Origin of the sequence: Pseudomonas helmanticensis (genome assembly GCF_900182985.1) — a bacterium.
Classification (GTDB): Bacteria; Pseudomonadota; Gammaproteobacteria; order Pseudomonadales; family Pseudomonadaceae; genus Aquipseudomonas; species Aquipseudomonas helmanticensis.
Window position 1 is genome coordinate 289,492 of the sequence record NZ_FXUY01000001.1, and the last position, 23,219, is coordinate 312,710.

General features: G+C 54.9%; 18 protein-coding genes and 1 pseudogene. 3 read left to right on the plus strand and 16 right to left on the minus strand.

Features of this window, described 5'->3' with window-relative positions; translation table 11 throughout:
- Positions 1–3: 3 nt before the first annotated feature.
- The 9 genes and pseudogenes from QOL84_RS01495 to QOL84_RS01550 all read right to left on the minus strand — a co-directional run.
- Positions 4–1,914, minus strand: a pseudogene (locus QOL84_RS01495) (RHS repeat domain-containing protein); the annotation flags it as partial.
- 296 nt (positions 1,915–2,210) lie between these two features.
- Entirely contained in the window at positions 2,211–2,642 is a 432-nt protein-coding gene (locus QOL84_RS01500; protein ID WP_283435895.1) for a hypothetical protein, read from the minus strand.
- Positions 2,639–2,935: a hypothetical protein gene (locus tag QOL84_RS01505; protein WP_283435896.1), complete on the minus strand. Its 297-nt coding sequence runs from the start codon at positions 2,933–2,935 to the stop codon at positions 2,639–2,641. Before QOL84_RS01505 ends, QOL84_RS01500 begins: the two co-directional genes overlap by 4 nt.
- Before the next feature lie 11 nt (positions 2,936–2,946).
- Entirely contained in the window at positions 2,947–3,567 is a 621-nt protein-coding gene (locus QOL84_RS01510; RefSeq protein ID WP_283435897.1) for a hypothetical protein, read from the minus strand.
- Positions 3,568–3,761: 194 nt separating this feature from the next.
- Positions 3,762–4,151, minus strand: a complete 390-nt coding sequence (locus QOL84_RS01515) for an Imm50 family immunity protein (RefSeq protein ID WP_283435898.1) — start codon at positions 4,149–4,151, stop codon at positions 3,762–3,764.
- Positions 4,152–4,159: 8 nt separating this feature from the next.
- Positions 4,160–8,941 carry an RHS repeat-associated core domain-containing protein gene (locus QOL84_RS29405; protein WP_346772234.1) on the minus strand — a complete coding sequence of 1,594 codons (4,782 nt, stop codon included), beginning with the start codon at positions 8,939–8,941 and terminating at the stop codon, positions 4,160–4,162.
- Positions 8,938–9,681 carry a DUF4123 domain-containing protein gene (locus tag QOL84_RS01540; RefSeq protein ID WP_283435899.1) on the minus strand — a complete coding sequence of 248 codons (744 nt, stop codon included), beginning with the start codon at positions 9,679–9,681 and terminating at the stop codon, positions 8,938–8,940. The genes QOL84_RS29405 and QOL84_RS01540 overlap by 4 nt, the downstream gene beginning before the upstream one ends.
- The gene (locus QOL84_RS01545; protein ID WP_283435900.1) at positions 9,671–11,713 is read right to left on the minus strand and encodes a type VI secretion system Vgr family protein; all 2,043 of its coding nucleotides are present in this window, start codon (positions 11,711–11,713) and stop codon (positions 9,671–9,673) included. The genes QOL84_RS01540 and QOL84_RS01545 overlap by 11 nt, the downstream gene beginning before the upstream one ends.
- A gap of 91 nt (positions 11,714–11,804) precedes the next feature.
- Positions 11,805–12,320, minus strand: coding sequence for an Hcp family type VI secretion system effector (locus QOL84_RS01550; protein WP_007919523.1), 516 nt, complete (start codon positions 12,318–12,320; stop codon positions 11,805–11,807).
- Positions 12,321–12,726: 406 nt separating this feature from the next.
- Between QOL84_RS01550 and QOL84_RS01555 the strand changes: the two genes are divergently transcribed.
- Complete coding sequence (locus QOL84_RS01555) at positions 12,727–13,404, plus strand: type 1 glutamine amidotransferase domain-containing protein (protein WP_283435901.1); 678 nt, start codon at positions 12,727–12,729, stop codon at positions 13,402–13,404.
- A 68-nt stretch (positions 13,405–13,472) separates the two neighbouring features.
- Here the strand turns inward: QOL84_RS01555 and hglS are convergent, their stop codons facing one another.
- From hglS to QOL84_RS01570, 3 genes are all read right to left on the minus strand, one after another.
- On the minus strand, positions 13,473–14,852 hold the full coding sequence (gene hglS / locus QOL84_RS01560) for a 2-oxoadipate dioxygenase/decarboxylase HglS (protein WP_283435902.1): 1,380 nt from the start codon (positions 14,850–14,852) through the stop codon (positions 13,473–13,475).
- A 119-nt stretch (positions 14,853–14,971) separates the two neighbouring features.
- Positions 14,972–15,901, minus strand: coding sequence for an alpha/beta fold hydrolase (locus QOL84_RS01565; protein WP_283435903.1), 930 nt, complete (start codon positions 15,899–15,901; stop codon positions 14,972–14,974).
- A 21-nt stretch (positions 15,902–15,922) separates the two neighbouring features.
- A complete protein-coding gene (locus QOL84_RS01570) occupies positions 15,923–17,377 on the minus strand; it encodes a flavin-containing monooxygenase (protein WP_283435904.1) in 1,455 nt (484 codons plus the stop codon).
- 275 nt (positions 17,378–17,652) lie between these two features.
- On the opposite strand from QOL84_RS01570, the gene QOL84_RS01575 reads away from it, so the two are divergent.
- Together QOL84_RS01575 and QOL84_RS01580 are read left to right on the plus strand one after the other, a co-directional pair.
- Positions 17,653–18,723: a diguanylate cyclase gene (locus tag QOL84_RS01575; RefSeq protein ID WP_283435905.1), complete on the plus strand. Its 1,071-nt coding sequence runs from the start codon at positions 17,653–17,655 to the stop codon at positions 18,721–18,723.
- A 222-nt stretch (positions 18,724–18,945) separates the two neighbouring features.
- Positions 18,946–20,181 (plus strand): M20/M25/M40 family metallo-hydrolase, encoded by a 1,236-nt coding sequence (locus QOL84_RS01580; RefSeq protein ID WP_283435906.1) that lies wholly within the window; start codon positions 18,946–18,948, stop codon positions 20,179–20,181.
- A gap of 79 nt (positions 20,182–20,260) precedes the next feature.
- Here QOL84_RS01580 and QOL84_RS01585 read toward each other — a convergent pair whose 3' ends face one another.
- The 4 genes from QOL84_RS01585 to QOL84_RS01600 all read right to left on the minus strand — a co-directional run bounded on the left by QOL84_RS01585 (position 20,261) and on the right by QOL84_RS01600 (position 23,061).
- Positions 20,261–20,437 (minus strand): hypothetical protein, encoded by a 177-nt coding sequence (locus QOL84_RS01585; RefSeq protein ID WP_283435907.1) that lies wholly within the window; start codon positions 20,435–20,437, stop codon positions 20,261–20,263.
- Positions 20,434–21,114, minus strand: a complete 681-nt coding sequence (locus QOL84_RS01590; RefSeq protein ID WP_283435908.1) for a transposase — start codon at positions 21,112–21,114, stop codon at positions 20,434–20,436. The genes QOL84_RS01585 and QOL84_RS01590 overlap by 4 nt, the downstream gene beginning before the upstream one ends.
- A complete protein-coding gene (locus QOL84_RS01595) occupies positions 21,111–21,884 on the minus strand; it encodes a hypothetical protein (RefSeq protein WP_283435909.1) in 774 nt (257 codons plus the stop codon). Before QOL84_RS01595 ends, QOL84_RS01590 begins: the two co-directional genes overlap by 4 nt.
- A gap of 307 nt (positions 21,885–22,191) precedes the next feature.
- Positions 22,192–23,061: an isocitrate lyase/PEP mutase family protein gene (locus QOL84_RS01600; protein WP_129394625.1), complete on the minus strand. Its 870-nt coding sequence runs from the start codon at positions 23,059–23,061 to the stop codon at positions 22,192–22,194.
- Positions 23,062–23,219: the final 158 nt, after the last annotated feature.

Consider the following 23,219-nt stretch of genomic DNA (forward strand, 5'->3'; position numbering starts at 1 on the left):
CGCTTATTTTTTCTTCTTGGTTAGTTTTTTGAAGGCTTCTTCAGATATCGGATGTCCATGTATGGTGTTCGCACTCAATTCCACCCTCATGTACCGGGTTTCTTTTCCGTCGTTAGCGCCGATAGTTTTTCCCATATCAATGACTTTCCATGGTTTTCCATTATTGACATCTTGTCCGTTTGCAAAAGCGTGCCGTTCTAATGCTTCTATATCTGTGCCCGGCACATATTTCGCTGCACCTCCATTGGCAGTGGATTTTACGACAGAAGGCCAAGGAGCCTTAGGGGCCACATGTTTATTTCCATGGTTTGTCCACTGAACGTCTGGAGGAGGCGGGGATCCATCGCTAACCTTGGCTTTTTGCTCTGGAGGTTCGGCACCTTGGCCAGGAATGCATTTATCCCCACCAGGGCAAGTGTTTAGACCAAGCGGATCCACCCACCCCGTAGGGTTAGGCACATACTGGTAGCTATTCAACCCACCCGCAAGCTTGATCGGATCCGGCGTCAAAAACCGTCCAGTACTCGGATTGTAGTAGCGGTGTCGGTTGTAATGAAACCCTGTCTCGGCATCGAAATATTGACCCTGAAACCGCAACGGGTTATCGATCTCGCTGACGTCCAGCTCGGCGAGATTACCGTAGGCTCGGTACTTCGCCGACCACATGATTTCACCGCTGTAGTCGGTGAGCTCCTGCGGTGTGCCGAGGTGGTCGAGTTGGTAATAGAACGGCGTTGCTTTACGTGGGCCTTCGCCATCTAGCATCGCCAATGGGCGGAAGCTGCCCGGTTCGTAGATGTAGCTGCGGTAGCGGTTTTCGGCGCTTTCCGCAATCAGGCGTTCGCCTTGCCAAAGGAATTCGGTGATGTGGCCGTCGACGGTTTTTTCAAAACGTCGACCGAATGCATCGTACTTGTAGGTTGCGGTGCTGCCACCCGGCAGGCTTACGCCGATCAAGCGGTGTTGGCAGTCGTAGCGATATTCGGTGACGAGTTTCTGCCTGGTACCACGGCGTTCGCGACTCAGGTTGCCGTACGCGTCGTACTCGTAGTGACGATCACCCTGCATCAGCAGGCGGTTACCTTTGACGTTGGCGAGGTTGGCAGTGCCTTCGTTACTTTGGCCCAGCAGGTTGCCGGCCGGATCGTGGGCGAAGCTTTCTGGGATAGCGCCACGCACGCTGATCAATCGATCGAGCGGGTCATAGTGGTAGCTGCGATTGCCTTTGCGGCTGTCATCAATGCCAGCGAGGTTGCCGTTGGCATCGTAATTATAACTACGCTGGAACAGGTTCTTGTCTCGCTAGCCAACAGTGTGGGCTTGCAGGCGGCCTTGTTCGTCGTACTGGTATTGGCTGAGCAGCAAACCTTGCTGACGTTTTTGTTCGCGCCCAGCACTGAACTGGTGAGAGGTCAGGCGTGAGCCGTTGAGGTCGATGCTGCTCAGTTGCCCGCCCGGTTGGTGACGGTAATCGAGTTTGCTGCCGTCAGGCAGGCGGCAGTGTTTTAGTTGGCCGACGCTGTCGTACTCGTATCGCAGGGTGCCCCAACCTTGGTGTTCTTCGATGAGGCGGTCTTGCAGGTCGTATTTGTAGGCGAGCGGCCAATGACCGTCGTCGACGTTGACGAGGCGACCGAGGGCGTCGTAGCCGTAGTGGATTTCTTCGCCATCGGCCAGGGTTTTCACCAGTAGTCGGCCAGCAGCGTCACGCTGATATTCAGTGACCCGTTCGCTGCCGTCGTCGCCGAACTCGGTTTTCTTCAGCAGTTGGCCGTTGAGGTCATATTCATAGGCCGTACGACGACCGTCGAAGCCGGTTTCCTGCTGGAGCAGGCCGTTGGCGTAGTAGTCGAGGTGGTATTGCTCGCCGCGCTCCTTTTCGATTTCAGTCAGCAGCAGGCGCGAGTTGTCATAGAGTGGAGAAAAGGGAAAAGATTTATTTTCAATGCGTAGAAAATAAAACTGAAAATCCCTTCATTAGCATATGGAAATGAAGATTGCTCTGGAGAGGCCTAGTCGGAAAATTTGCCAAAGTCCAAGTATAACTCTGGAATACTTACGCTAAATAGTTTTTCTACTTGAGAAGTTTTATTGGTTTCCACTGAGAATCTCTGTTCAATCCCAAAGGAACTCCATTCAAAAATTCATATCCACCCTCCGTGGAAAATAAATCCTTCCCCGGTTTTGCCACTTTTTACCTACTTTGTTTTCTATGTTTTCTGAACTGGATACGTTTCGCCCGTGATTGTAATTGATGTTCCATCTGATTTTATGTTTTCGATGCTGTTTATAACTATCTTGAGTTCTTTTGAGTTTGGGAATAGAAAGTAAAAAAGCTCGAAATAAAGATAGTCTTTTATAAGGCTTGCAGCCAAATTGTGATAGTTGTTTAAAATTTCATCAAAGGTTGGGTATTCTATTTTTTCTAGTTCGGGAATGTCCGCATAGCCTTGCTCAGAGTCATCAATTTTGCATTCGGCAATAAATGAATTTGCATGGCTGATAAATTGTTCCGGAAACTCATCGTTGTTTATCGTCATTTCGTATTTTTTTGTTTCAAGAATTGACTTTTCTCCGAAGCCAAGGCTCCTGTAGGTGACCGTGTTTAGATTGATTTCCGTGCCGGCTGATCTAAATATCATGGAAGTTCTCCCGGTGGTATGAGCGTGATCGTACCATCCTCTTTAAGCGTTATTGAACCTGATGGTCTGTACGCTTCACCTGCTTTCTGATCCTGCTCTGAACGTTTACCTGAGCGTTGGAAAAATTCTTCTGGAGATTTTATTTCTTCAATGGATGCAGTTCTGTTGCCAGGCGCGATTTTAGTTTCTTCGAGCGACAAAAAAGAAAAGGGGACAAATTTATTTTCAGTGTTTAGAAAATAAATCTGTCCCCTTTTTGTTGGCTGTTCAGGGTAGATATGGACTGTCCCCACTTACCGTTGTTCTATTGTTTGTATACTCGATAACCCGCATCAAAATCGCTAACGGTGTGCATATTGCTGTAGGTTGTGTCGAATATTCCCTGGATTGGAGGTTGGACACGATTTGCTTGTAAATTTAAGAGTTTTACTGAATTTTGGAGTTCTTCGTATGTTGCTATATAAGTAAGGTTCGAAGGGGTGAACTCGATAGTTACTTTTTTTGGTGAGATTATGGCAAGATTGATCAATAACTGTGGTGTTGAGAATGATCTCCCTCCGACGTCGTAGATTTTATCTTCGTTCGCTAATTTGGGGCCGTAAGACTCGTGCGTCAAGTAACCTTCATCTTGATTTAATAGGCGTATTAGTTTTTCATGACCCTTCATCTTCTCAAATGTAATGATTGCTTTCTTGAGTATTAGGAAACCGTCCTCGTCCATGTTGTCTAGGAATTTTGAATTCTGAAGTTTTATTGAAGAGACTACTGGTTCGTCTATTAGGTTAAGAACGACATTAAAAATTTCGAGTTGAAAGCTATTATGAATGTTTTCAGTTGGAGGAATATTTATATAGGATATGACTCCGCCGGCATTGTCGAAATCGATAGCGCCAAAGGATTTTGTAATGTCAATTAAAAAATTCATTTTGCTCTCTCGATTATAAATTGATCAAGTTGTTTTGATTCTATTTGATTGCCATCAATGGTTTTAAAACCTTTTGGGTCGACTTTTGTTTGCGAGACTATTCTTCGAGAAAAGGGGGGCAGGTTTATTTTCGGTTTGTAGAAAATAAATTTGTCCCACTTTTTATGTTTTATGTTTTATGTTTTATGTTTTTCTTAGATTGCGCCATCATTGTTGTATGCTTTGATGTTGTTTATAAATATGCCACTGGCTTTGCACGTAATATTGCATAGAGAGTTGATTGTCGCCTTTATTTCGAATTCACTGTTGTTTTTGTTGATATTTAGTTCTAGTGGGCCGCAGAGGTTGAAGTTTTTAACCTCTAATGTTGTTGCATTGTTAATGATTAGGTCAAAGGAAAACTCATTATATTCATTTTTTATCCACTTATCTGGGTAGCTGTTGTCTTTCATGCGGCTGAATAGTTTTAAAGTTATCGCATTGTCTCTAAGTATGGCGTGGGAGATGTTTAAGTCCGTTGGCGCGTAGCCATTTCCAAAAATGGCTAGCCATTGTTTTTTGTCTGAAATGTAGTTTGTCCACATTTTATTTTTCACTCGAAAACATAATGGGTAGAAACACTTTTAAGGTGGAAAGTTCTATTGCGGTCAGCATTGCCTGTTTCCGGATCATACTCTCTTACATTGAAATGCGGTTTGTGCGAAGCATGGTCGCTTGGGAAGTCTTCATGCCCATATGAGTGCTCTTGAATTACTACGCGCTCATTGTCAATGTTTTTGTAGTGGTATTCTCTAGTGTAGACAATGTTGCCATCCGCATCGAGAACGTTTTGTTTTCCTACTCCATGCTCACCCGCTTTTGTGAGGGCAACTTGGTTTACTTCCAATGGTTCAGCTGACTTGGGTATTCTTGCATCACGTTTTGCATCTTGAAAGGCAGCTCTGCGAGAGCCATAAAATTTATCATTTCGGGTAAATTTCTTTTGTCCCGGACACCCATTCAACCCCAACGGATCCACCCATCCCGTAGGATTAGGCACGTACTGGTAGTTATTCAACCCCCCAGCAAGCTTGATCGGATCCGGCGTCAAAAACCGTCCAGTCCCCGGATTGTAGTAGCGGTGTCGGTTGTAATGTAACCCCGTCTCGGCATCGAAATACTGACCCTGGAACCGCAACGGGTTATCGATTTCGCTGACATCGAGTGCCGCCAGGTTGCCATAAGCTCGGTATCTGGCCGACCACATAATCTCGCCGCTGTAATCGGTGAGTTCCTGCGGTGTGCCCAAGTGATCGAGTTGGTAATAGAACGGCGTGGCTTTACGTGGGCCTTCGCCGTCGAGCATAGCCAACGGACGGAAGCTGCCCGGTTCGTAGATGTAACTGCGATAGCGATTTTCGGCGCTTTCAGCGATCAAGCGCTCGCCTTGCCACAGGAATTCAGTGGTGTGGCCGTCGACGGTTTTTTCTATACGACGGCCGAAGGCGTCGTATTTGTAAGTTGCAGTGCTGCCGCCCGGCAGGCTGACGCCGATCAGACGATGCTGGCAGTCGTAGCGATATTCGGTGACGAGTTTCTGGCCGGCGCCACGACGTTCACGGCTCAAATTACCGTAAGCGTCGTAGTCATAATGGCGGTCGCCCTGCATCAGTAGGCGGTTGCCTTTGACGTTAGCCAAATTGGCTACGGGCAGGTCATTCTGACCGAGGAGGTTGCCTGCTGGATCGTGGGCGAAGCTTTCCGGTGTTGCACCACGCACACTGATCAGTCGATCCAATGGATCGTAGTGATAGCTGCGATTACCTTTGCGGGTGTCATCTACGCCGGCTAGGTTGCCATTCGCGTCGTAGTTATAGCGTCGCTGGAACAGGTTTTTGTCGCGTTGGCTGACGCTATGCGCTTGCAGGCGACCTTGTTCGTCGTACTGGTATTGGCTTAGGAGCAAACCCTGTTGTCGCTGTTGCTCGCGACCGGCACTGAACTGGTGAGAGGTCAGGCGTGAGCCGTTCAGGTCGATGTTGCTCAGGCGTCCGCCGGGTAGATGACGGTAATCGAGCGTGCTGCCATCTGGAAGACGGCAGTGGCTCAGTTGGCCAACGCTGTCGTACTCATAACGTGTGGTGCCCCAACCCTGATGCTCGGTGACAAGCCGATCCTGCACGTCGTATTCGTAGGCGAGCGGCCAGTTACCGTCGTCGACGTTTACCAGACGCCCCAATGCGTCGTAGCTGTAGTGGATTTCTTCGCCGTCTGGCAAGGTTTTGACCAGCAGACGTCCGGACGCATCACGTTGGTATTCGCTGACCAGTTCGCTGCCGTCATCGCCGAACTCGATTTTCTTAAGCAACTGACCGTTGAGGTCGTACTCGTAGGCAGTGCGGCGACCGTCAAAACCAGTTTCCTGTTGGATCAGGCCATTCGAGTAGTAGTCGAGTTGGTAGCGTTCGCCGCGCTCGTTCTCGATCTCGGTGAGGTTAAGTTGCGAGTTATCGTAGCGATAACGCAGTTGGCTGCCGTCAGGATTGATGCGGCGGCTGACCAAGTGCAGGTTGTCGGCGTACTCGTAACGAGTGATACGCCCAAGCTCGTCGCGTTCGGCGGTGACGCGGCCATATGGGTTGTAGGTGAACGCGCGAGTGGCGCCGCCGGGCAGGGTTACTTGGGTCAGACGATCAACTGCATCCCATTGGTATTGGGTGATAGCACCGAATTCGTCCTGACGGGTAATTTGTCGACCTAGCGCGTCATAGCGGTATTTGCGCTGACCGCCATCTGGCAGGCGCTCTTCCAGCAACTGACCTAGGTTGTTCCAGCCGAGTTGATGACGACTACCATCGGGATGACGAATTTCCAGCAGTCGGCCCTGACGGTCATAGCTGTAATGGGTTTCGTTGCCATCCGGATCGCTTTGTTGGGTAATGTCACCCTGACGATTGCGCTCGTATTTCCAGCGGGCTTTGCCGCGCTGGACATCAATGAGTTGACCATTAAAGTAGTTGTAGCGGGTCGGAATACCCTCTGGCGGGATAACGACGATCAAGCGCCCAGCTTCGCTGTACTGATACTCAGTGATCGCGCCCATCGGATCTTTTACGGCGACCAGACGTCCCTGATCGTCGTACGCGTTCTGCGTTTCACCGCCGTCGGGCGCGGTCTCGCTGACCAGCCGCGCATTTTCGTCATGCACATAGACAAGTTGGCTGCCGTCAGCGTTATGGACGGTGACCGAGCCTTTGTCATCCCACTCGTAACGCGCTTCCATTTGCACGTAGTTGGCCCAGTGGCGTATGCAGCGGGAGTGTTTGCCTTCACGTTCCCATTCCCAGAAGAAACTGGCGCCGCCGGCCATCTGTCGTTCGAGGATGACATGCTGATCGTTGTAACGGTAATGCTCGGTTTCGCCTGCCGCATTGGTAGAAGAAATCAGTTGATTGCGTGCGTTGTATTGGTAGGTGACGAGCGTTTGAATGGTCAGCCATGGATCCTGACGTTCACCGCGGTCATTGTATTCCTGGCGTTGTTGCTGCTGATCGACGGCCACAATGTGTCGGTCGTCGTAACGCATTAGCAGGGCACGGCCTGCACCGTTATCGATGCGCTGGATACGGTCAACGAAGTCATAACTGATATGTAACCGGTTTTCGTAGGCGTCGCTAATCGTGGTTAGGCGACCGGCTCGGAAATGGTAGAAGCGTGTTTTTGCCCCGGCCTGAGTCAGGACAAGTTCACCGGGAGCATCACCTAGATAAATTGCGGCCTGTGCCAGACTATTGGTGATGGCGGGGCGCTGGTCGGTCGGCATCGGGAATCGGGTCTGCCGATTCTCGTTGTCTGTCCACAGCACACCTTCATCGTCGATTTGCAAGCGATGGGACAGTGAATGGCTCCAGCCATGGCCGAGACGGCTGTCGAAATCAACCGCACTGCTTCGGTATAGGCGGGTCCACTCGAAGGGCAGCAAACCACCCATTTCACCATCGGTCAGCGTGAGTAATTCCTCACCGGTCACCATCGACACGGGGTCGCCACCAGAGCATGTATCGTCAACACACTGTGCGGGTTTGTCGGCCGGGTTTTTCGATTGATCTGGCGCGTTGTCGACGTGTTCTACCTGTTCGACACGCGAGGCGGGCTCATCTTTTTTACGTGCTTGAATCTGCGCATCGGACTCCACTTTTCCGCCGCTGACCGGTGGCTTGTTTTTCGGTGCTGTCGCGGTTTCGGCAGGTTTGGGTGCCGCAATCTGCACATCCGCTTTACGTGCCGGATTGAACTTCGAATCGCCATTTAGCAACAAAGGCTTCGACGCTTCGGTGTGTGGCGTGGCCTTGGATTTGCTGACCTTCATCAGCATGCCAGTGAAATCTTCGATCAGTTTTATGACCTTGCCGCTACTCTGGACTCCCTTGATTGCCTTTGTCCCCACGCGAACGGCCAAGCCGAGGCCTCCAGTCAGGACGACGCCCACCAGAATGTTCAGCAGGAACTCTGTGGACATTTGGGCCAGCACTTCCGTGCAGGTCTGCGGAGGCAGCATTTGCACCCAGGCCATGATTGCCGCGACATAGATCCACATCAGCGGCTCATCGCTGGCAATTAGCAAAGCTGTGTGAATGGCTTCGGCTGAAGCGTCGTAAATCTTCTTGATCTGCTCTTCGGTGAAAAACTTTTTCAGTTTTTCGTAGTTTTCGCGAGGGTGAGCGACGAGGTCGTAGAGGCTCTTGATATCGCCCCACAAGCCCATGATCGCCTTCATGAAGCCTTCCCACGCAGCTTCCAGCTCCTGCAGGGCACGACCGCCCAGTGATGCATCAGTGTGTGCCTGCCACAACGGCAGGAAACTTGTGCTCCATTCGGTTTGCAACCAGCCACCGAGTTCACCGATCACGCCTTGGTAGGAGTTGAACAGGCTATCGATCTGGGCAGGAGTTGGATTAGGGAAAAATGTAATTTTGTACTGCTGATTGGGTGTGAGGCCGGAGACTTCCAGAATTCCGGTCGAATCGATGGTTTTGTTAATCGTCGGACCGACTTCGTTCTTGCCGATGAAGCGGCCATCGACTACCGGAGTCAGTCGAACCGGCGTATTGCCAATTGGCACGAAGCGCGCGGATTCGAAGCTGTGAACGAGCACGAGTTTGCCGTTAGCGGGGCAGTTGGCATAAAGGGTGTTTTCCTTTTTGATGTCCTTGTCTGCCGTGCCGACTTCGTCCCCGACCTTGAACTGCTGCTCGGCATCCAGAATGCCGCCATACCAGGCTTCGGCATGCTCACGGTAGTCTTTCAGACACTTCTTGAAGTCGGCAATGATCGCCTGAGCATCAGGTTGTTTTGCCGTGAGGCCACCAACGATCCCACCCATCAAAACGCTCATACAACCACCTCATTTTCCAAATAGGCCTTCAACAGACCGGCAAAATTTTCTTCCGTGAGCGGCGTGCGCTTTACGAAGCGCGCCACTTTTTGTTTCAAGTTTGATTCTGGGAACGAGAAGTACAGATCGGCATGTTCGTCCAATAGCCACTGCATCATGTTGCCGATCACGGTCGACGGGTTCTCGGCCATCAAGCTGTCTAGCAGATCTTTCGGCACCTCCCACCACGGCCAATCCTTCGCCTTCGGCACCACCCGCGGCCCGACCTCCAGGCTCCGCCCGTTGATCAGGTAACGCTGAAACACCGGCAACACTTCCCCAGCCGTCTCACCCAACCCTTCAAGAATCGGGTAGATATGCCGTCCATCCCAAAACCGGAAAAACACCTCGGTCCCGTCCGGCATCTTCACCTGTGTCAGGCTGCGCAGATGCTCGAACACTTCGTTCGGTTCCGAGCGCGATACCGCCAGCCAACCCCAATCGAGGGCGTCCGTTTCGGCGATCCATGGCAAGAATGCCGAGTTGCCCTTCAGTTCGGTGACGTAGGGCATCACCGGTTGCCAAGTGGAGTAGGGCGTGTCGCCCCAGATCGGCAAGAGTTGGGCGGTGGGTTCGGTGAGGTAGAGGTTTTTCAGCGCGTCGGAATCACTCGCCGCGCTGATGATCAAGTACAGGCGCTCGCCAGTCTGCAACGGCTGTTGCGCCAGCCAATCCTTGGGCGTAATTCGATCAGATGGCACAGGCACCTGCCTTGCATTTTTCGCATTCTTCGCAGAATGGCGCGTTACGTTTGAGGGTGTTGATCTGGGCCGGGGTGAGGACCTGGCCGGCTTTGTCAGCGTCGGCCTGTTTCAGCACGCCGGGTATCAATGGCGCCGCACCGGTGCCGCTGCCCGGCCCACCGCCGGAGTTCATGTTGATCACCGGCCCGCTCATGGTCACGCCACCGGCATCGATCTTGATGAAGCTGCCGCCGCCGATCAGCGTCAGTTCGGCGCCAGCCTCCATCACCACTTTCATGCCGCTGCTGAGATGGATTTCCTGCCCCGCGTCGATGAACTGCCCAGTGCCGATCTTGACGTGCTGGTTCACGCCCACAGTCAGGTGGTCGTTGGCGCGGGCTTCGACTTTGCGGTCTTCGTAGACGGTGTGGTGTTCTTCGGCTTTGAATTCGCTGTAGCTGTTTTTTTCGACGGTGTCGTGGCGTTCGTTGCCGACGCGGATCTTCTGGTCGTGCTCGATGTTTTCGTCCCAGTCGCGCTGGGCGTGCAGGTAGATCTGCTCCTGACCTTTTTTATCTTCGATGCGCAGTTCGTTGTAGCCGCCACCGCCCATGGAGCTGAGGGTCTTGAAGGTGCTGCGGGTCTTGTTCGCCGGCAGTGGATAGGGGACGGTGTTTTCCTTGTGGTACAGGCAGCCGCTGATCAATGGCTGGTCGGGGTCGCCTTCAAGGAAGGTGACGAGCACTTCCATGCCGATGCGCGGGATGGCGATGCCGCCGTACTGGGCGCCGGCCCAGGCGCTGGAGACGCGTAGCCAGCAACTGGTCTTGTCGTCGGCCTGGCCTTCGCGGTCCCAGTGAAACTGGACTTTGACGCGGCCGTATTCGTCGCAGTGGATTTCTTCGCCTTTGGGGCCGGTGACCACGGCGCTCTGGCTGCCGAGGATGCGCGGTTTCGGGTGGCGCAGGGGCGGGCGGTTTGGCACGTCCCATGGCGTGGCCTGGAAACGGTTGCGGTAGCCCTGATGGAAATCGTCTTTCAGCGCGGTGGTGTCGCTGGTCACCGACTCTTCCAGCACTTGCGGCTGCTTGCCTTCATGGTGGACTTCGGTCAGCAACCAGAGGTCGTTCCATTTGGCTTTCGGGTGCGCGGTGAGGGCGAGGAAATGGCCGCTGACCAGCAGTGGCTGATCGCTCTTGCCTTCGGCGAGCTGGAAGTCGCTGCGATGGCGTTCGAGGGCGCGCTTGGCCAGGTGTTTGCCGCGCTCGCGGTCGATGAAACGACCTGGGTAATCGTAATCCTCAAGGTCGGGCAGAGCGTCGCCACGGTTTTCGCTTTCGAGGGTGATGCGCGGTTTTTCGAAGTCGTAATCGCGGCGGGTGGTGCGGCTGGTGCGGGTTTCCAGGCGCAGGTCGAAGCGCTTGATCACCGGGTCGCTGGCGACCATGCCGGAGTCTTGTTGATAGGCCACGGGCGTCAGCTTCGGGAACACCGTCTGGTCATCGCCGAAAATCAGTTTGTGCGCCGTGGCGGTGTGTTCGAAGTGGTAGTGGATACCTTCTTCTTCGCACAGGCGCTGGATGAAATGCAGGTCCGACTCATCGTATTGCACGCAGTAAACGCGCTCGGGATAAATCGAACCGGTCTTGAATTCGTAGGCGTTGCTTTGAATGCCGTGTTCTTCGAGGACCTTGCCGATGATTTTCGGCACCGTGAGGTTTTGGAAGATGCGTTGGTTGATGCGGTGCGCGAGGTACGCCAGTTGCGGGCGCAGGGTCAGCGAATAGCGCGTCAGGCGTTTGCCCGAATCGCCTTGAGCGGCGCGATAGATCTGGCCGTGGATGCCGCTGCCGTCGGGCGACAGTTGCAGGAAGGCCGGTTTGTGCAGCAGGGTTTCGAGGTCCAGCGACGGCTGCTCACTGACCAGCTCCACCTCAAAGACAAAAGGCTGGCTGATGGCTTCCCGGCCTTGCAGGGTAAACACCTGAAAGTCAGCAGAAAGACCTTCGATGGTCAGGGCAAAGTGGGTTTCATTGGCCGGCGCGAACATCCGTTGTTCCTCGTGCTGTCACAAAAATCTGGAGTTGCGAAAACAACATCGACCAGCAGAGCTGGCCGATGCTTGTAACGATCAGCCGTAATTAAACGACTGGAGCACGCCAGTCATCGGAACCCGAAGTACCGGATACTTCGTGGGTCCAGGTGATTTTGCGGTAGGTGAACTGCACTTCTTCCAGGTGGGTGAAGTGCGAGTTGCCTGGATCCTGGCAGTTGTGCATTTTGTTGTTGATGGCGACGATGATCGCGTCTTCCAGTTTGGTGGTGTAGTAGTGCTCTTGGGTACCTTGAGCAGAAGTACGGAACCACTGGATAACGATTTCGCTCATGCGCTCGCCGGAGGTCAGAGCGGCTTGCAGCAGAGGCGAAGCCTTGTCGTAGACCTTGGTGATCACAACTGGCTTGTGAACGCGCTGACCGGTTGGCTGACCGGATTGCGGGTCACGCGGGATGATCACGTCGTGGCTGAAAGCCTGAACCATGACCTGGTCTTCGTGGCCTTCCTGGTAGGTGTTGCCTACGGAGTCAGCGGTGAATGCGCCTGCAGTGATCAGGCCTTGTTTTTCGCCGGTAACCGACATGTACGCTGGTGTTGCCATGGGGTGCTCTCCTTGCGGATAAATTTAGGGTGCCCGGGAGGCGAAATCGCCCGGTGGGTGCCTGACTGTTATCAAGGAACGTGCCAACAAATGCGGCGCCCTTATGGATCAAGGGGATAGCGGTTTTTTGCCGGCGATTCTGCGAAAAAAGCAGGGAGGCGAAGTTAAAAGTGCGCAAGAAGTTGCGCAGTACTGCGCAACTTCTTGCGCACTTGGCTGCAGGCCACGTCTGGCGAGGATTCCAGCGTGTTTCGCCGGGTTTTTTTGAAAACAAGTGCGCAACTTCTTGCGCAGTTGGCCAGAGGCCAGCTTTGATCCGGTTGAAACGATCCGTCGCTCCTCAGGGTCAATCACTGACACCCGCGCCATTGGCGTCTGCACACCCCCCAAATCGAGTGAGAACGACATGAAAATCCTGATGGTTCTGACGTCCCACGATCAACTGGGCAATACCGGCAAGAAAACCGGCTTCTGGCTGGAGGAATTCGCCGCGCCATATTACGTGTTCAAGGATGCTGGCGCGCAACTGACATTGGCGTCGCCCAAGGGCGGTCAACCGCCGCTGGATCCGAAGAGTGACGAGCCGGACGCGCAAACCGCCGCCACCGAACGTTTTCGCCAAGACTCGGCGGCTCAATCGGCTTTGGCTGCGACGGTCAAACTGGATTCGGTAAAAGCTGCGGATTTCGATGCGGTGTTCTATCCAGGCGGGCACGGCCCGCTGTGGGATCTGGCCGAGGATCGCCATTCGATCGCGTTGATCGAGGCTTTCTACAACAGTGGCAAACCGGTCGCGGCGGTGTGCCATGCGCCGGGTGTGCTGCGCCATGCCAAGAGTGCGGACGGTCAGCCGTTGGTCAAAGGCAAACAGGTGACCGGGTTTACCAACAGCGAGGAAGAGGCGGTGCAGTTGACTAAAGTCGTGCCGTTTCTGGTGGAAGATGAGCTCAAGGCCAAGGGCGGGATTTTCTCGAAAGGTGCGGATTGGTCGAGTTATACCCGTGAAGATGGGTTGCTGCTGACGGGGCAGAATCCGGCTTCTTCTGAAGAGACGGCGTTGGCGTTGTTGTCGCGGTTGCGTTGATGGCGATTAAAAGATCGCAGCCTGCGGCAGCTCCTGCAGGAGGCGGTTGGCTGCGATCTATGTGGTGGTTATTTTGAAATCGCGGCAAGGCATTCGTTGAGTGAGCGTTGTTGTGTTTCGGCATACAACTGAAGCTCATCAATAGTTGTTCGTCCCAGAGCTTGTTCGAAGGCTTGGCGGTTGGAGTGTTCGCCATAGTGTGTTTGGGCAGCGTCGCCGAGGTTTGATTGAAAAATCCCTGCTGCGCTGACCGGCAGGAAATCTTCGTACACCAGCGGCTCCGCTTTCACATGACCATCGCGGAGCAAATACTCCAGCGAGGTCTGCGCAAGACTACCTGCCGCGAGGCCTTTTTCCGTGGCGAAATAGCGAAAATACGCCAGCCCTTGCTCGCGCATGCCTTCGATGCTGTCAGGGAATTCGCCAAAGTGCTGCGTCATCAGCGCGTTGTAGCGTGCGGCGTTGCCTTCGTTGGGGAAGTCTCCCAGCTCATCTCGCGCGGCATTCAGCAAACGGTCGTACAACGCGCGACCCTTGGGCGTCAGCGCCGCGCCGCGTTGTTCGATTTCGCCGAAGCGCGCGCTGTGACTGCCACGGGTCTGGTTCTGGTCGGTGAAGGCGATGGGCTCCTCCAGCGCCTTGAAACTGGTCTGGCGCAACAGGATCGGGCACTGCCGACGCGGCGGGCCTTCGATGACTGCTTTCGGCGTAATGCCATGCGCCGGCATCTGTGCCTGGACGATGTCGATGTCGAGGGTGCGCGGCGTCAGGTGGTTGATGTGCGGGCCTTTGAACGCCACCACGTCGGCGATCAAGCGGTGCTGGGCACTCAGCGTCTGATACTGCGCAGCGCTGACCGTTGCGCTGTGATGCCAGCGAAAGGTCTCCAGTGCCTGTAGGACAAACTCCTCAGACTCGTCAGCGTTTAAGCCTCCGATGGTTTCGGCGCGCTCGATCAGTTGCAGCGCGGCGGGGGTGAAGATCGTTCGCTTGGCCAGCACCGATTCGGCGAAGGCGCGCAGCTCAGGGTCTTCAATCAATTCCAGGCGCAGTAACGAGGTAAACACTCGAAATGGACTGATTTGCAGCGCGTCCTCATGCACCGCGCGAAATGCCGTGGAATGCACCGGCACACCCGCTGGCGTGAGGTCGTAATAACCCACCGGTTGCATGCCCATCACGGCAAACAGGCGGGCGAGGGTGGCCAGTTCACTGGCGGTGCCGACGCGAATCGCGCCATGGCGTTCCATGTCCAGCCGTTCGATTTCCCCGCTGTTGTGCAGTTGCGCGGCGATCTGCGGCTCGCGTTCGAGCACGTCGTGATTGGTCTGCTCGACCAGTTGCAGTAGCGCGCCATACAGCGGCACTTCTTCGCGGTACATGTCGGACATCGCTTTGGAGAAGCGTTGGCGGATCAGGTCAGGGCTGACGAAAGGCTGCACGGTCATGAAAAAAATTCCTGCCACGGTCACGTAAAGGATGCTGGAAAAGATCGCAGCCTTCGCTGACGTCGGCAAACGAAGAATCCTACGAACTTCATTCTGCCAATGACTGATCCCGCGTTCTGTCAGTGCACCTGTTGCCCGAGAAACTGCCGATACAGGCGCGCAGTGCTGGCCGGATGTTCGACCATCGGCATGTGGCCCACGCCTTCCCAGACTTCCACCTGCAGATTGGCGATGCCTTTGCTCCAGATCGGCACACTGCTGACGTCGATCAAGCGGTCTTTGCGCCCCCAGAGCAGGAGTGCCGGGCATTTGATGTCGGCCAGTTTCGGCTCCATCGGCGGGCTGGCGCGAAAATCGCGGAAGATTTCTTCGAGATCATCGCGTTGTTGTTCGTAACGCTGGGCGATGGCGTCCAGCACCAGTCCAGGCACCCATGGCGGCGACGCCATGGTCATCGCATAAAAACGCCGGAATTCTTCGCGGGAGTTGATCAGGAACGGGTTATGCCCGCGTGCCAGATGGCGCTCCATGTCGCTGACTTCCGGCGCCGTGACGCCGGCCGGGTCGATCAATGCCACCGAGGCAATCCGCTCCGGGTAAGTCGCCGCCAGCCATGCGGCGATGTAGCCGCCCATCGAGTTGCCGATGACATGGACTTTGTCCACGCCGCAGACGTCGAGCAGTTGAATCATGCGCTTGGCCTGCAGCGGAATGTCGTAGCCGCCGCCGGCCTTGAAGCCGGTTTCACCGTGGCCGGCGAGGTCCGGGATGATCACCCGATACTGGCGGACAAAATGCCGCGAGAAGCGCAGCCAGAGGTTTTTTTCGGCGCTGTAACCGTGCAGCATCAGGATCGCGCTGGCGGCTTCGTAAGGCCCGCCTTGCCAGGTCGAGACAGTCATTTCGGCGATCGGCACTTCGATCTTGTGCAATTTGTACAGCTTGGCCTCGACGGCCATGTTCAGGTCATACAGCCAATGACCGACCGCCGGATAACTCAACCAGCTCCAGGCCACGAAAACCGCGAGGGCAACAAACAGCAAAAGCATCGACGTCTTCCTTTTACGTGTTCAGGAGAAAATGTGGTCGGCCGGTTTCAGCGCCCGGGTCAACCGGTGATAACTGAAACTGAAGCCGGGAAACATTGCGATCACATGACCGCTCTTGCTTTGGTACCAACTGTGGCAGCCGCCGGACTTCCAGACCGTGCGCTGCATTTCCCGATGAATCATTGCAGTGTAGGTACGTTCCGCTTCGGGGCGTACTTCGATGCTGCGCAGACCTTTGGCCTGCACGGTGCGAATGCAGTCGAGGATGTAGTTCATCTGCGATTCGATGATGAACAGCGCCGAAGTGTGGCCAATGCCGGTGTTGGGACCGGTGATGAAAAACAGATTGGGAAAATCCGGCAGGCTGGTGCCGAGGTAAGCACGCGGATACTCGGCCCAGACGTCCCTGAGTTGCACGGCGTTTTTTCCGCTGACCGGGTAGGAAATTACCCCGTCAGTGGCGTTGTAACCGGTCGACCAGACGATCAGGTCAACATCGATGTGCTGGCCATCCGTGGTGTTGATTCCACTTTCATCGAGCGACGCGATGCCCTGTTCGCGGGTATGCAGCATCACATTGGCGCGGGTCAGCGCCGGGTAATAGGTGTTCGAGAGCAGGACCCGTTTGCAGCCGATGGTGAAGTCCGGCGTGAGTTTGGCCCGCATCACCGGATCCGGTACCTGACGTTCAAGCAGGCGCATGGCCTGGCGTTGCACCATGTGGATCGCTGGTCGCGAATATTTGAAGGCGATCACCCGGGTTTCGAATTGCCAGTAGATCAACCAGCGCAGCAGTTTGTAGGCCGGTTTCAAACCAAGCAGCCAACGCTGGAACGCGCCGAAGCGGCGGTCGGCACGCGGCAACAGCCAATGCGGGGTGCGCTGGAACACGTGCAACTGCTCGACCTGCGGCGCAATCGTCGGAATGACCTGCACGGCGCTGGCGCCGCTGCCGACAATCGCCACGCGTTTACCGCGGTAGTCGTAGCTGTGATCCCAATTGTTGGTATGAAATGTCCTGCCCTGGAAGCGATCCTGGCCAGGAATCTGTGGGATGACCGGCTGACTCAGCGGCCCGCTGGCATTGATCAGGAACTGCGCGTAGAACGTGCCTTTGCTGGCGGTGTGCACGGCCCAGCGTTTTTCCGTGTCGTCCCATTCGACGCGCTCGACGTTGGCTTGCAGTTCCACGCGCTCACGCAGGTTGAATTGCTCGATCACATGTTCGGTGTAGCGGTGCAGTTCGGCCTGCTCGGCAAACATCTGCGACCAGCGGTATGGCGCGAACGACAGCGAATACAGCGGCGACGGCACGTCTACGGCGGCGCCGGGGTAGGTGTTCTGGCACCAGGTGCCGCCGAAGAAGTCCCTGCGCTCGAGCAGGCGAAAATCCTCGATCCCGGCCTTGAGCAGGTTGACCGCCGCGCACTGGCCGCCAAATCCACTGCCGATGATCAACACTTGGTAGGTCTGCATGGGCCTCCTTCTTATAGTTGTTTTTCCGTTTTAGTCCTTTCATGTATAGCCAAATATTCGCCCTGTAGGAGCTGACGAGTGAAACGAGGCTGCGATCTTTTGATTTGGATTTTGAAGATCAAAAGATCGCAGCCTCGTTTCACTCGACAGCTCCTACGGGACAGGGGAGGTTGTTAAGGGGGCGCTGGCCGGTGATGGCTATTTAACGTCGCCCTGATAGACTTCCAACACATCCGTCCTACGGTGCGCAGGTTCCGTCGAGTGTCGAGGCCCTTATGGGAAACACGGGAGGAAAGGGACTTTCATTGGCCAGGAGGCTTTATACATCGCGGACCCTCGGGCTGGCTCTGGGGCTCATGTGCGTGAGCGTGGCGATGTACCCGCTCGATCCGCCGCCGTGGGTGTGGGCACTGATGCTGTTCAACGGTCTGGTGTGGCCGCATCTGGCCTTTCAATGGGCGCGCCGCTCAAGCGTGCCTTACCACGCCGAACACCGAAACCTGTTGGTCGACTCCTTTCTCGGTGGCTTCTGGGTCGCCGCCATGCATTTCAATCCACTGCCCAGTGCCACGACTGTGTCGATGATGGCGATGAACAACGTTGCCATCGGCGGGTTGCGTTTTCTCTTGGCCGGCGCGGCGGCGCAGATTCTCGGCGTCGGTGTCGGGCTGGTGGTGTTTGCCCCGGCATTCATCCCGCAGACCTCGCCCTTGCAGCTGTATGCCTGCCTTCCGTTACTGATGCTGTATCCGCTGGCATTGGGCTGGATCTGCTTTCGTCAGGCCTACACCCTTGGCCAGCATAAGCGTGAATTGCTGGCGTTGAGCCGTACCGACAGCCTCACCGGTTTGCTCAATCATGGCGCCTGGAAGGATCAGCTGGAGATCGCTTTCCAGCGCTGCAAACGGCAGCAGCAGGGCGCGGCGATTGCTTTGATCGACATTGATCACTTCAAGTCGATCAACGACACCTACGGCCACGTCGCCGGCGATATTGTGTTGCGACAGCTGAGCAAGATGCTCCGGCAGAACCTGCGCGCCACCGATGTGGCCGGGCGTTATGGCGGTGATGAATTCTGCGTGATTCTTCCAGAGCTGCCGCTGTTCAATGCTGCCCAGGCGATGGAGGCGTTGCGCGAGCGTTTTGCCACGCTGGGTTATGAGCAGAATCCAGCGTTGAAAGTCAGTTTGAGCATTGGTCTGGCGGCTTACGATCCGTCGCACGCCGATGCGACGCGCTGGCTCAACGATGCCGATCAGGCATTGTATGAAGCGAAGGCGAGCGGCCGTAACCGGGTGATCTGCAATTGCGACAAACCCCGACGCGAACTGCTCGACTCAGTCTGACCTAATCCCCGCTGTAGGAGCTGCCGCAGGCTGCGATCTTTTCGCTCTTTTTAAAAAACAAGATCAAAAGATCGCAGCCTGCGGCAGCTCCTACGGTGTTTGGTGTTTGGTGTTTGGTGTTTGGTGTTCGTTTTGGGTTTTGGGAGTGTCGTATTCGGTGTGGAGCCTTGCGTCGATGTCGGGTACGGTTCAAGTCCCCCGACGCGAAACAAGGATCGATTCATGACGTTTGCATTCTCTCGCTCTCTTCTCGCCGCCAGCCTCGGTCTTGCCCTTGCTCTGTCAGCCGCCAATGCCTTCGCCGAACCGCACAAACAAGTCCTCGCCGACGCCGAGCAATACCAACCCGAAGCCTTGAAGCTGCTGGAGCGCCTGGTCAACATCGACTCCGGTTCCGGTTATGAACCGGGCCTCAAGCAGGTCAGCGAAATCGCCATTGACGAGTTGAAGAAGCTCGGTGCAACCATCGAGCTGGTGCCCAATACGCCGGAAAAATCCAACCATGTACTGGCCACGTTCAAAGGCACCGGCAAGGCGAAAATCCTGCTGATGGCGCACATGGACACGGTATTCAAGGAAGGCTCCGCCGCCGAACGGCCATTCCACATCAAGGACGGCCGCGCCTACGGGCCGGGGGTGATGGACGACAAGGGCGGTATCGTCGCCGGGATCTATGCGCTGAAAGTCCTGAAAAATCTCGACTTCAAGAATTACGCACAAATCACCTTCCTGTTGGATGCCAGCGAGGAAACCGGCTCGGAGGTCGCCACCGACCTGATCAAGAAAACCGCCAAACTGCACGACGTCACCCTCAACCTTGAGCCGGGCCGTCCCGCCGATGGTCTGGTGGTGTGGCGCAAGGGCAGCGCGACCGCGCTGGTCGAGGTCAAGGGCAAGGCCGCTCACGCCGGCGTCGCCCCGGAGCTTGGGCGCAATGCGGCGATGGAAGTTGCGCACCAGATTCTGCAACTGGGCAAACTCGGCGACGAAGAAAAGAAAACCACGATCAATTTCACCGTGCTCAAGGCGGGGGATCGTACCAACGTGATTCCGGATCAAGCCACGGCCAAGGCTGATGTGCGCGCGGCGGTGCCGGAAGAATTCGACCGGATCGAAAAAGATCTGGCGCGAGTTTCCCAGGACAAACTGATTGCCGATACCGAAGTGAAGACGTCTTTACAGCGCGGTCTGCCGCCGATGCCGCAAACGCCCGAATCGGATCGGTTGATGGCAATGGCGCAGGGGATTTACGGTGAAATTGGCCGCAAGTTGACTGAAGAGGGCAGCGGTGGCGCTGCGGATGCCAGCCTGTCTGCCGGAGTGGGCACGCCGACGCTGGATGGTTTCGGGATTGTCGGCGGCAATATCCATACGCCTGAGGAATACGCCGAAGTGGCGAGTGTGGCACCACGCATCTATCTGCTCTCGCGGATGATCATGGAGTTGGCAGGCAAGTAAGCGTTGAACCATTCATGCTCGCAACGAAGGCGGCAGACCCATGGGGTCTGCCGCCGATGTCGCTTGGGCTGAGCAGGACTCAGGCTGCTTGTGGCACGCTCCAGAGTTGTTTGATCTCGTGAATGTTGCCCACGTTGTAACGGGGTATGAAGCCGGCGCACGGTGATGCAGCGGTCGTCTTCACAGGTGTGTTGATGACATTGGTGCTGGCACGCAGCAGAGGGGTTTGGTTCCAGTTGTTCAGTTGCTGATTCATACAGATTTCCTTTCTGATTGAACGGGCAGTGAAGTCTGCCCGTGTTGTAAACGCGACAGCATGCTTTCAAATAGCGCTGTCTCGGGTGCGGCGATGCCGGGATAAGTCGGCATCAAATTGTCATCGAAGCACCAGGCTTCTTCGGTTTTACTTTCTTGTGGCGGATGTATAAGCAAACTCAGCGACGCGGACATGGTTTCAGGCGGAAGTTGCTTGTGTATTTCTCGTAGCGCCAGCATGTGTATCACTGCGCCCGGTTCAAGTTTGAAAACCAGTTCCTCACCGAGCGCAGGAACTTTCCCTGCTTGTATTGGGGTGTCTTGCAATATCTTTCGCGTGACAGTGGTGTAACCATCACCGCTGTAACCCACGCAATAGAGTTCGAAGTCATGACTGTGATAAAGGTCATAGATGAACGTTTCACGCTCATCCTGTGAGCTGACCGGAGACCAGAACCCCAAACGTACGGTAAAAAGGTCGTTGGAGTGCAATACGAAAGCATAAGCGCTGTACAAGCTGTTTTTGCTACTGAAGCCGTCTCGCTGAATCGTTGTGTATAGGTGCTCGCTCAACAATGTACGGTTGGTCGCCAGTTGCCGCAGATCTGCTACGATTTTTAGCGTGTCTCGCGTTAAATCGTAAGTGGCCATTTGTGCAATGAAAGTTTCCAGTTTCATGCCGCTTGACTCTGTTCGAGTAGAAAATCCAAGCGTCTGTTCTGTAGGTTTTTCAACAGTGGTACATATTCCGAGGCGGTGCGCTGATCAGTGTTTCTGATCAGCTGAAAAGCTTTCCAGGCAACGGCGGGATGGTAGTGATAAATCAATTCTTTGGCCACTTTGATAGCGTCCGGATCCGCAGTAGCTTCCAGCAACTCAAGACTCACCATATACCGTGCCGCGCTGTCGTCATGCGGGAACCATGCGACTTTGCTCAATGTCTCGCGGTCGAACACGCTGATGTCCGCACTCCTGACTGGCAGGTTGACGCTACCAATAAACGCCGGATGCCCGTCCCCGGTTGGATTGCTGTCGAACAACACTTTCGTACCATCAATGAACAAAGGGTTGGCGGCATCGACCATGACTCGCTCTGCAAGTACCAAATGCTCATCGTCCAGTTCATAAAGCTGGATGGGAAAAGACTCCGAATTGATTGCGAAAAGAACGCTGTTGCCGGGTACAGAATAAAGCTGTGCTGACGGCGGTGCAGTATCCGGAACCTTTAGGCTGATGTTTCCATGTTCGTTACAGTGCAAAGTCAATGTGCCTGTATGAGTGTTTGTCAGGCTCATGATCGCAGCGCGGTAAGCAGGGTCGAAAACGTTCGCGGTTTGTTTGGAGTTGAGGTTCGCCAGATTTTTTATTTCGGCACTCATGTTGAGTGTCTTGATAGAGTTTGTAAGTTGTGATGGTGTCAGGTCAGGGTTGAGCAGGTTGTTTATCATGGCGAACTCGATGTTGTTGTTTTGTTGGTTGGCAGGGTGGTTTCCGCTTGCCGACTGAAAATATTATATGGTTTGTTTTGTTGTTGTTTGTTTTTTGTTTGAAAGTGCGGATTTTGTGTTGCGCACTCGTTGTTCAGTGGATTGAACTTATAGTGGGCAGGGTTGGGTGGCAACTAACGAGTTGTTAGTTGATGTTGGAGTGTGTTTATTCATGTGTAAGGCGGGGCGTATCAATACAATGCTACTCGCAACTCGACCGGCGACATTGCGTCTGCCGGTCGAGTTTCAAGTTTAAGTCGGGCGTTGATTATTCTTTTACGCTCATGAACTCTTCAGCCCAGCGAATATATTCTTCCGGCTGGGTGTAGGTGTGCGTCAGTTCAGTTGCATTCAAGTCCGCAGCCTGAGTGAAAATCTGCCGCTGTTCGCGCAGGCTGTCATAGGTCGCCTTGATCGCCGCAAAGTACGCGCCGTGGCCATCGATGGTGACGCGCACGCCCAGTTCCGCCAGGCGTTTGTCGTCACGCAGCAGCGGGTTGCCATAGGTCACCAGCATCAGCGGCACGTTGAGGTTTTCGGCAATCTGTTCGAGGTGATCGAAGTCGCGTACGCCGACCATGCAGATGCCGTCTGCCCCGGCATTCTGGTACTGCAGGGTACGGCTGATGATTTCCTGCGTCGGCAGAATGCCGGCGTTGGTTCGGGCAATGATCGCCATTTCCGTATCGACGCGGGCTTCCAGCGCTGCGCGGATCTTGCCGACGCCTTCGGCGACCGTGATCAGATCGGTGGATTTGCGGCCGAACTGGGCGGGCAGCAAGGTGTCTTCGATGGTCAGCGCGGCGACGCCGGCGCGTTCCAGTTCGACGATGGTACGCATCACGTTGAGGGCGTTGCCGTACCCGTGGTCGGCATCGGCAATCACCGGCAGTTGGGCGACGCGGCCGATGCGGGTGGCCTGTTCGGCGAACTCGCTGAGGGTGATCAAGGCAAAATCCGGTGCGCCCAGTACCTGCAACGAAGCGACGGAGCCGCCGAGAATCCCCACTTCAAAACCCAGGTCAGCGGCGATGCGGGCGGACATCGGGTCGAACACCGAAGCGGTGTGATAGCAGGTGTCGGATGCCAGTAGCTGACGGAAACTACGGCGCAAATCTTGATGAGAAAGCCTGGTCATACGAGTTCCACCAATACAAAGGAATGGAAAGGCTTGAGCAAATGTGTCAACGCCGAAGAATGAAAAGGCTATCACGCGAATGGGTCAAGGATCATGACGAATTTGCAAGGCGGGTGTTTGCCGGTGAACGCTTTGCTGAAAGGATTAATCTGAACGGG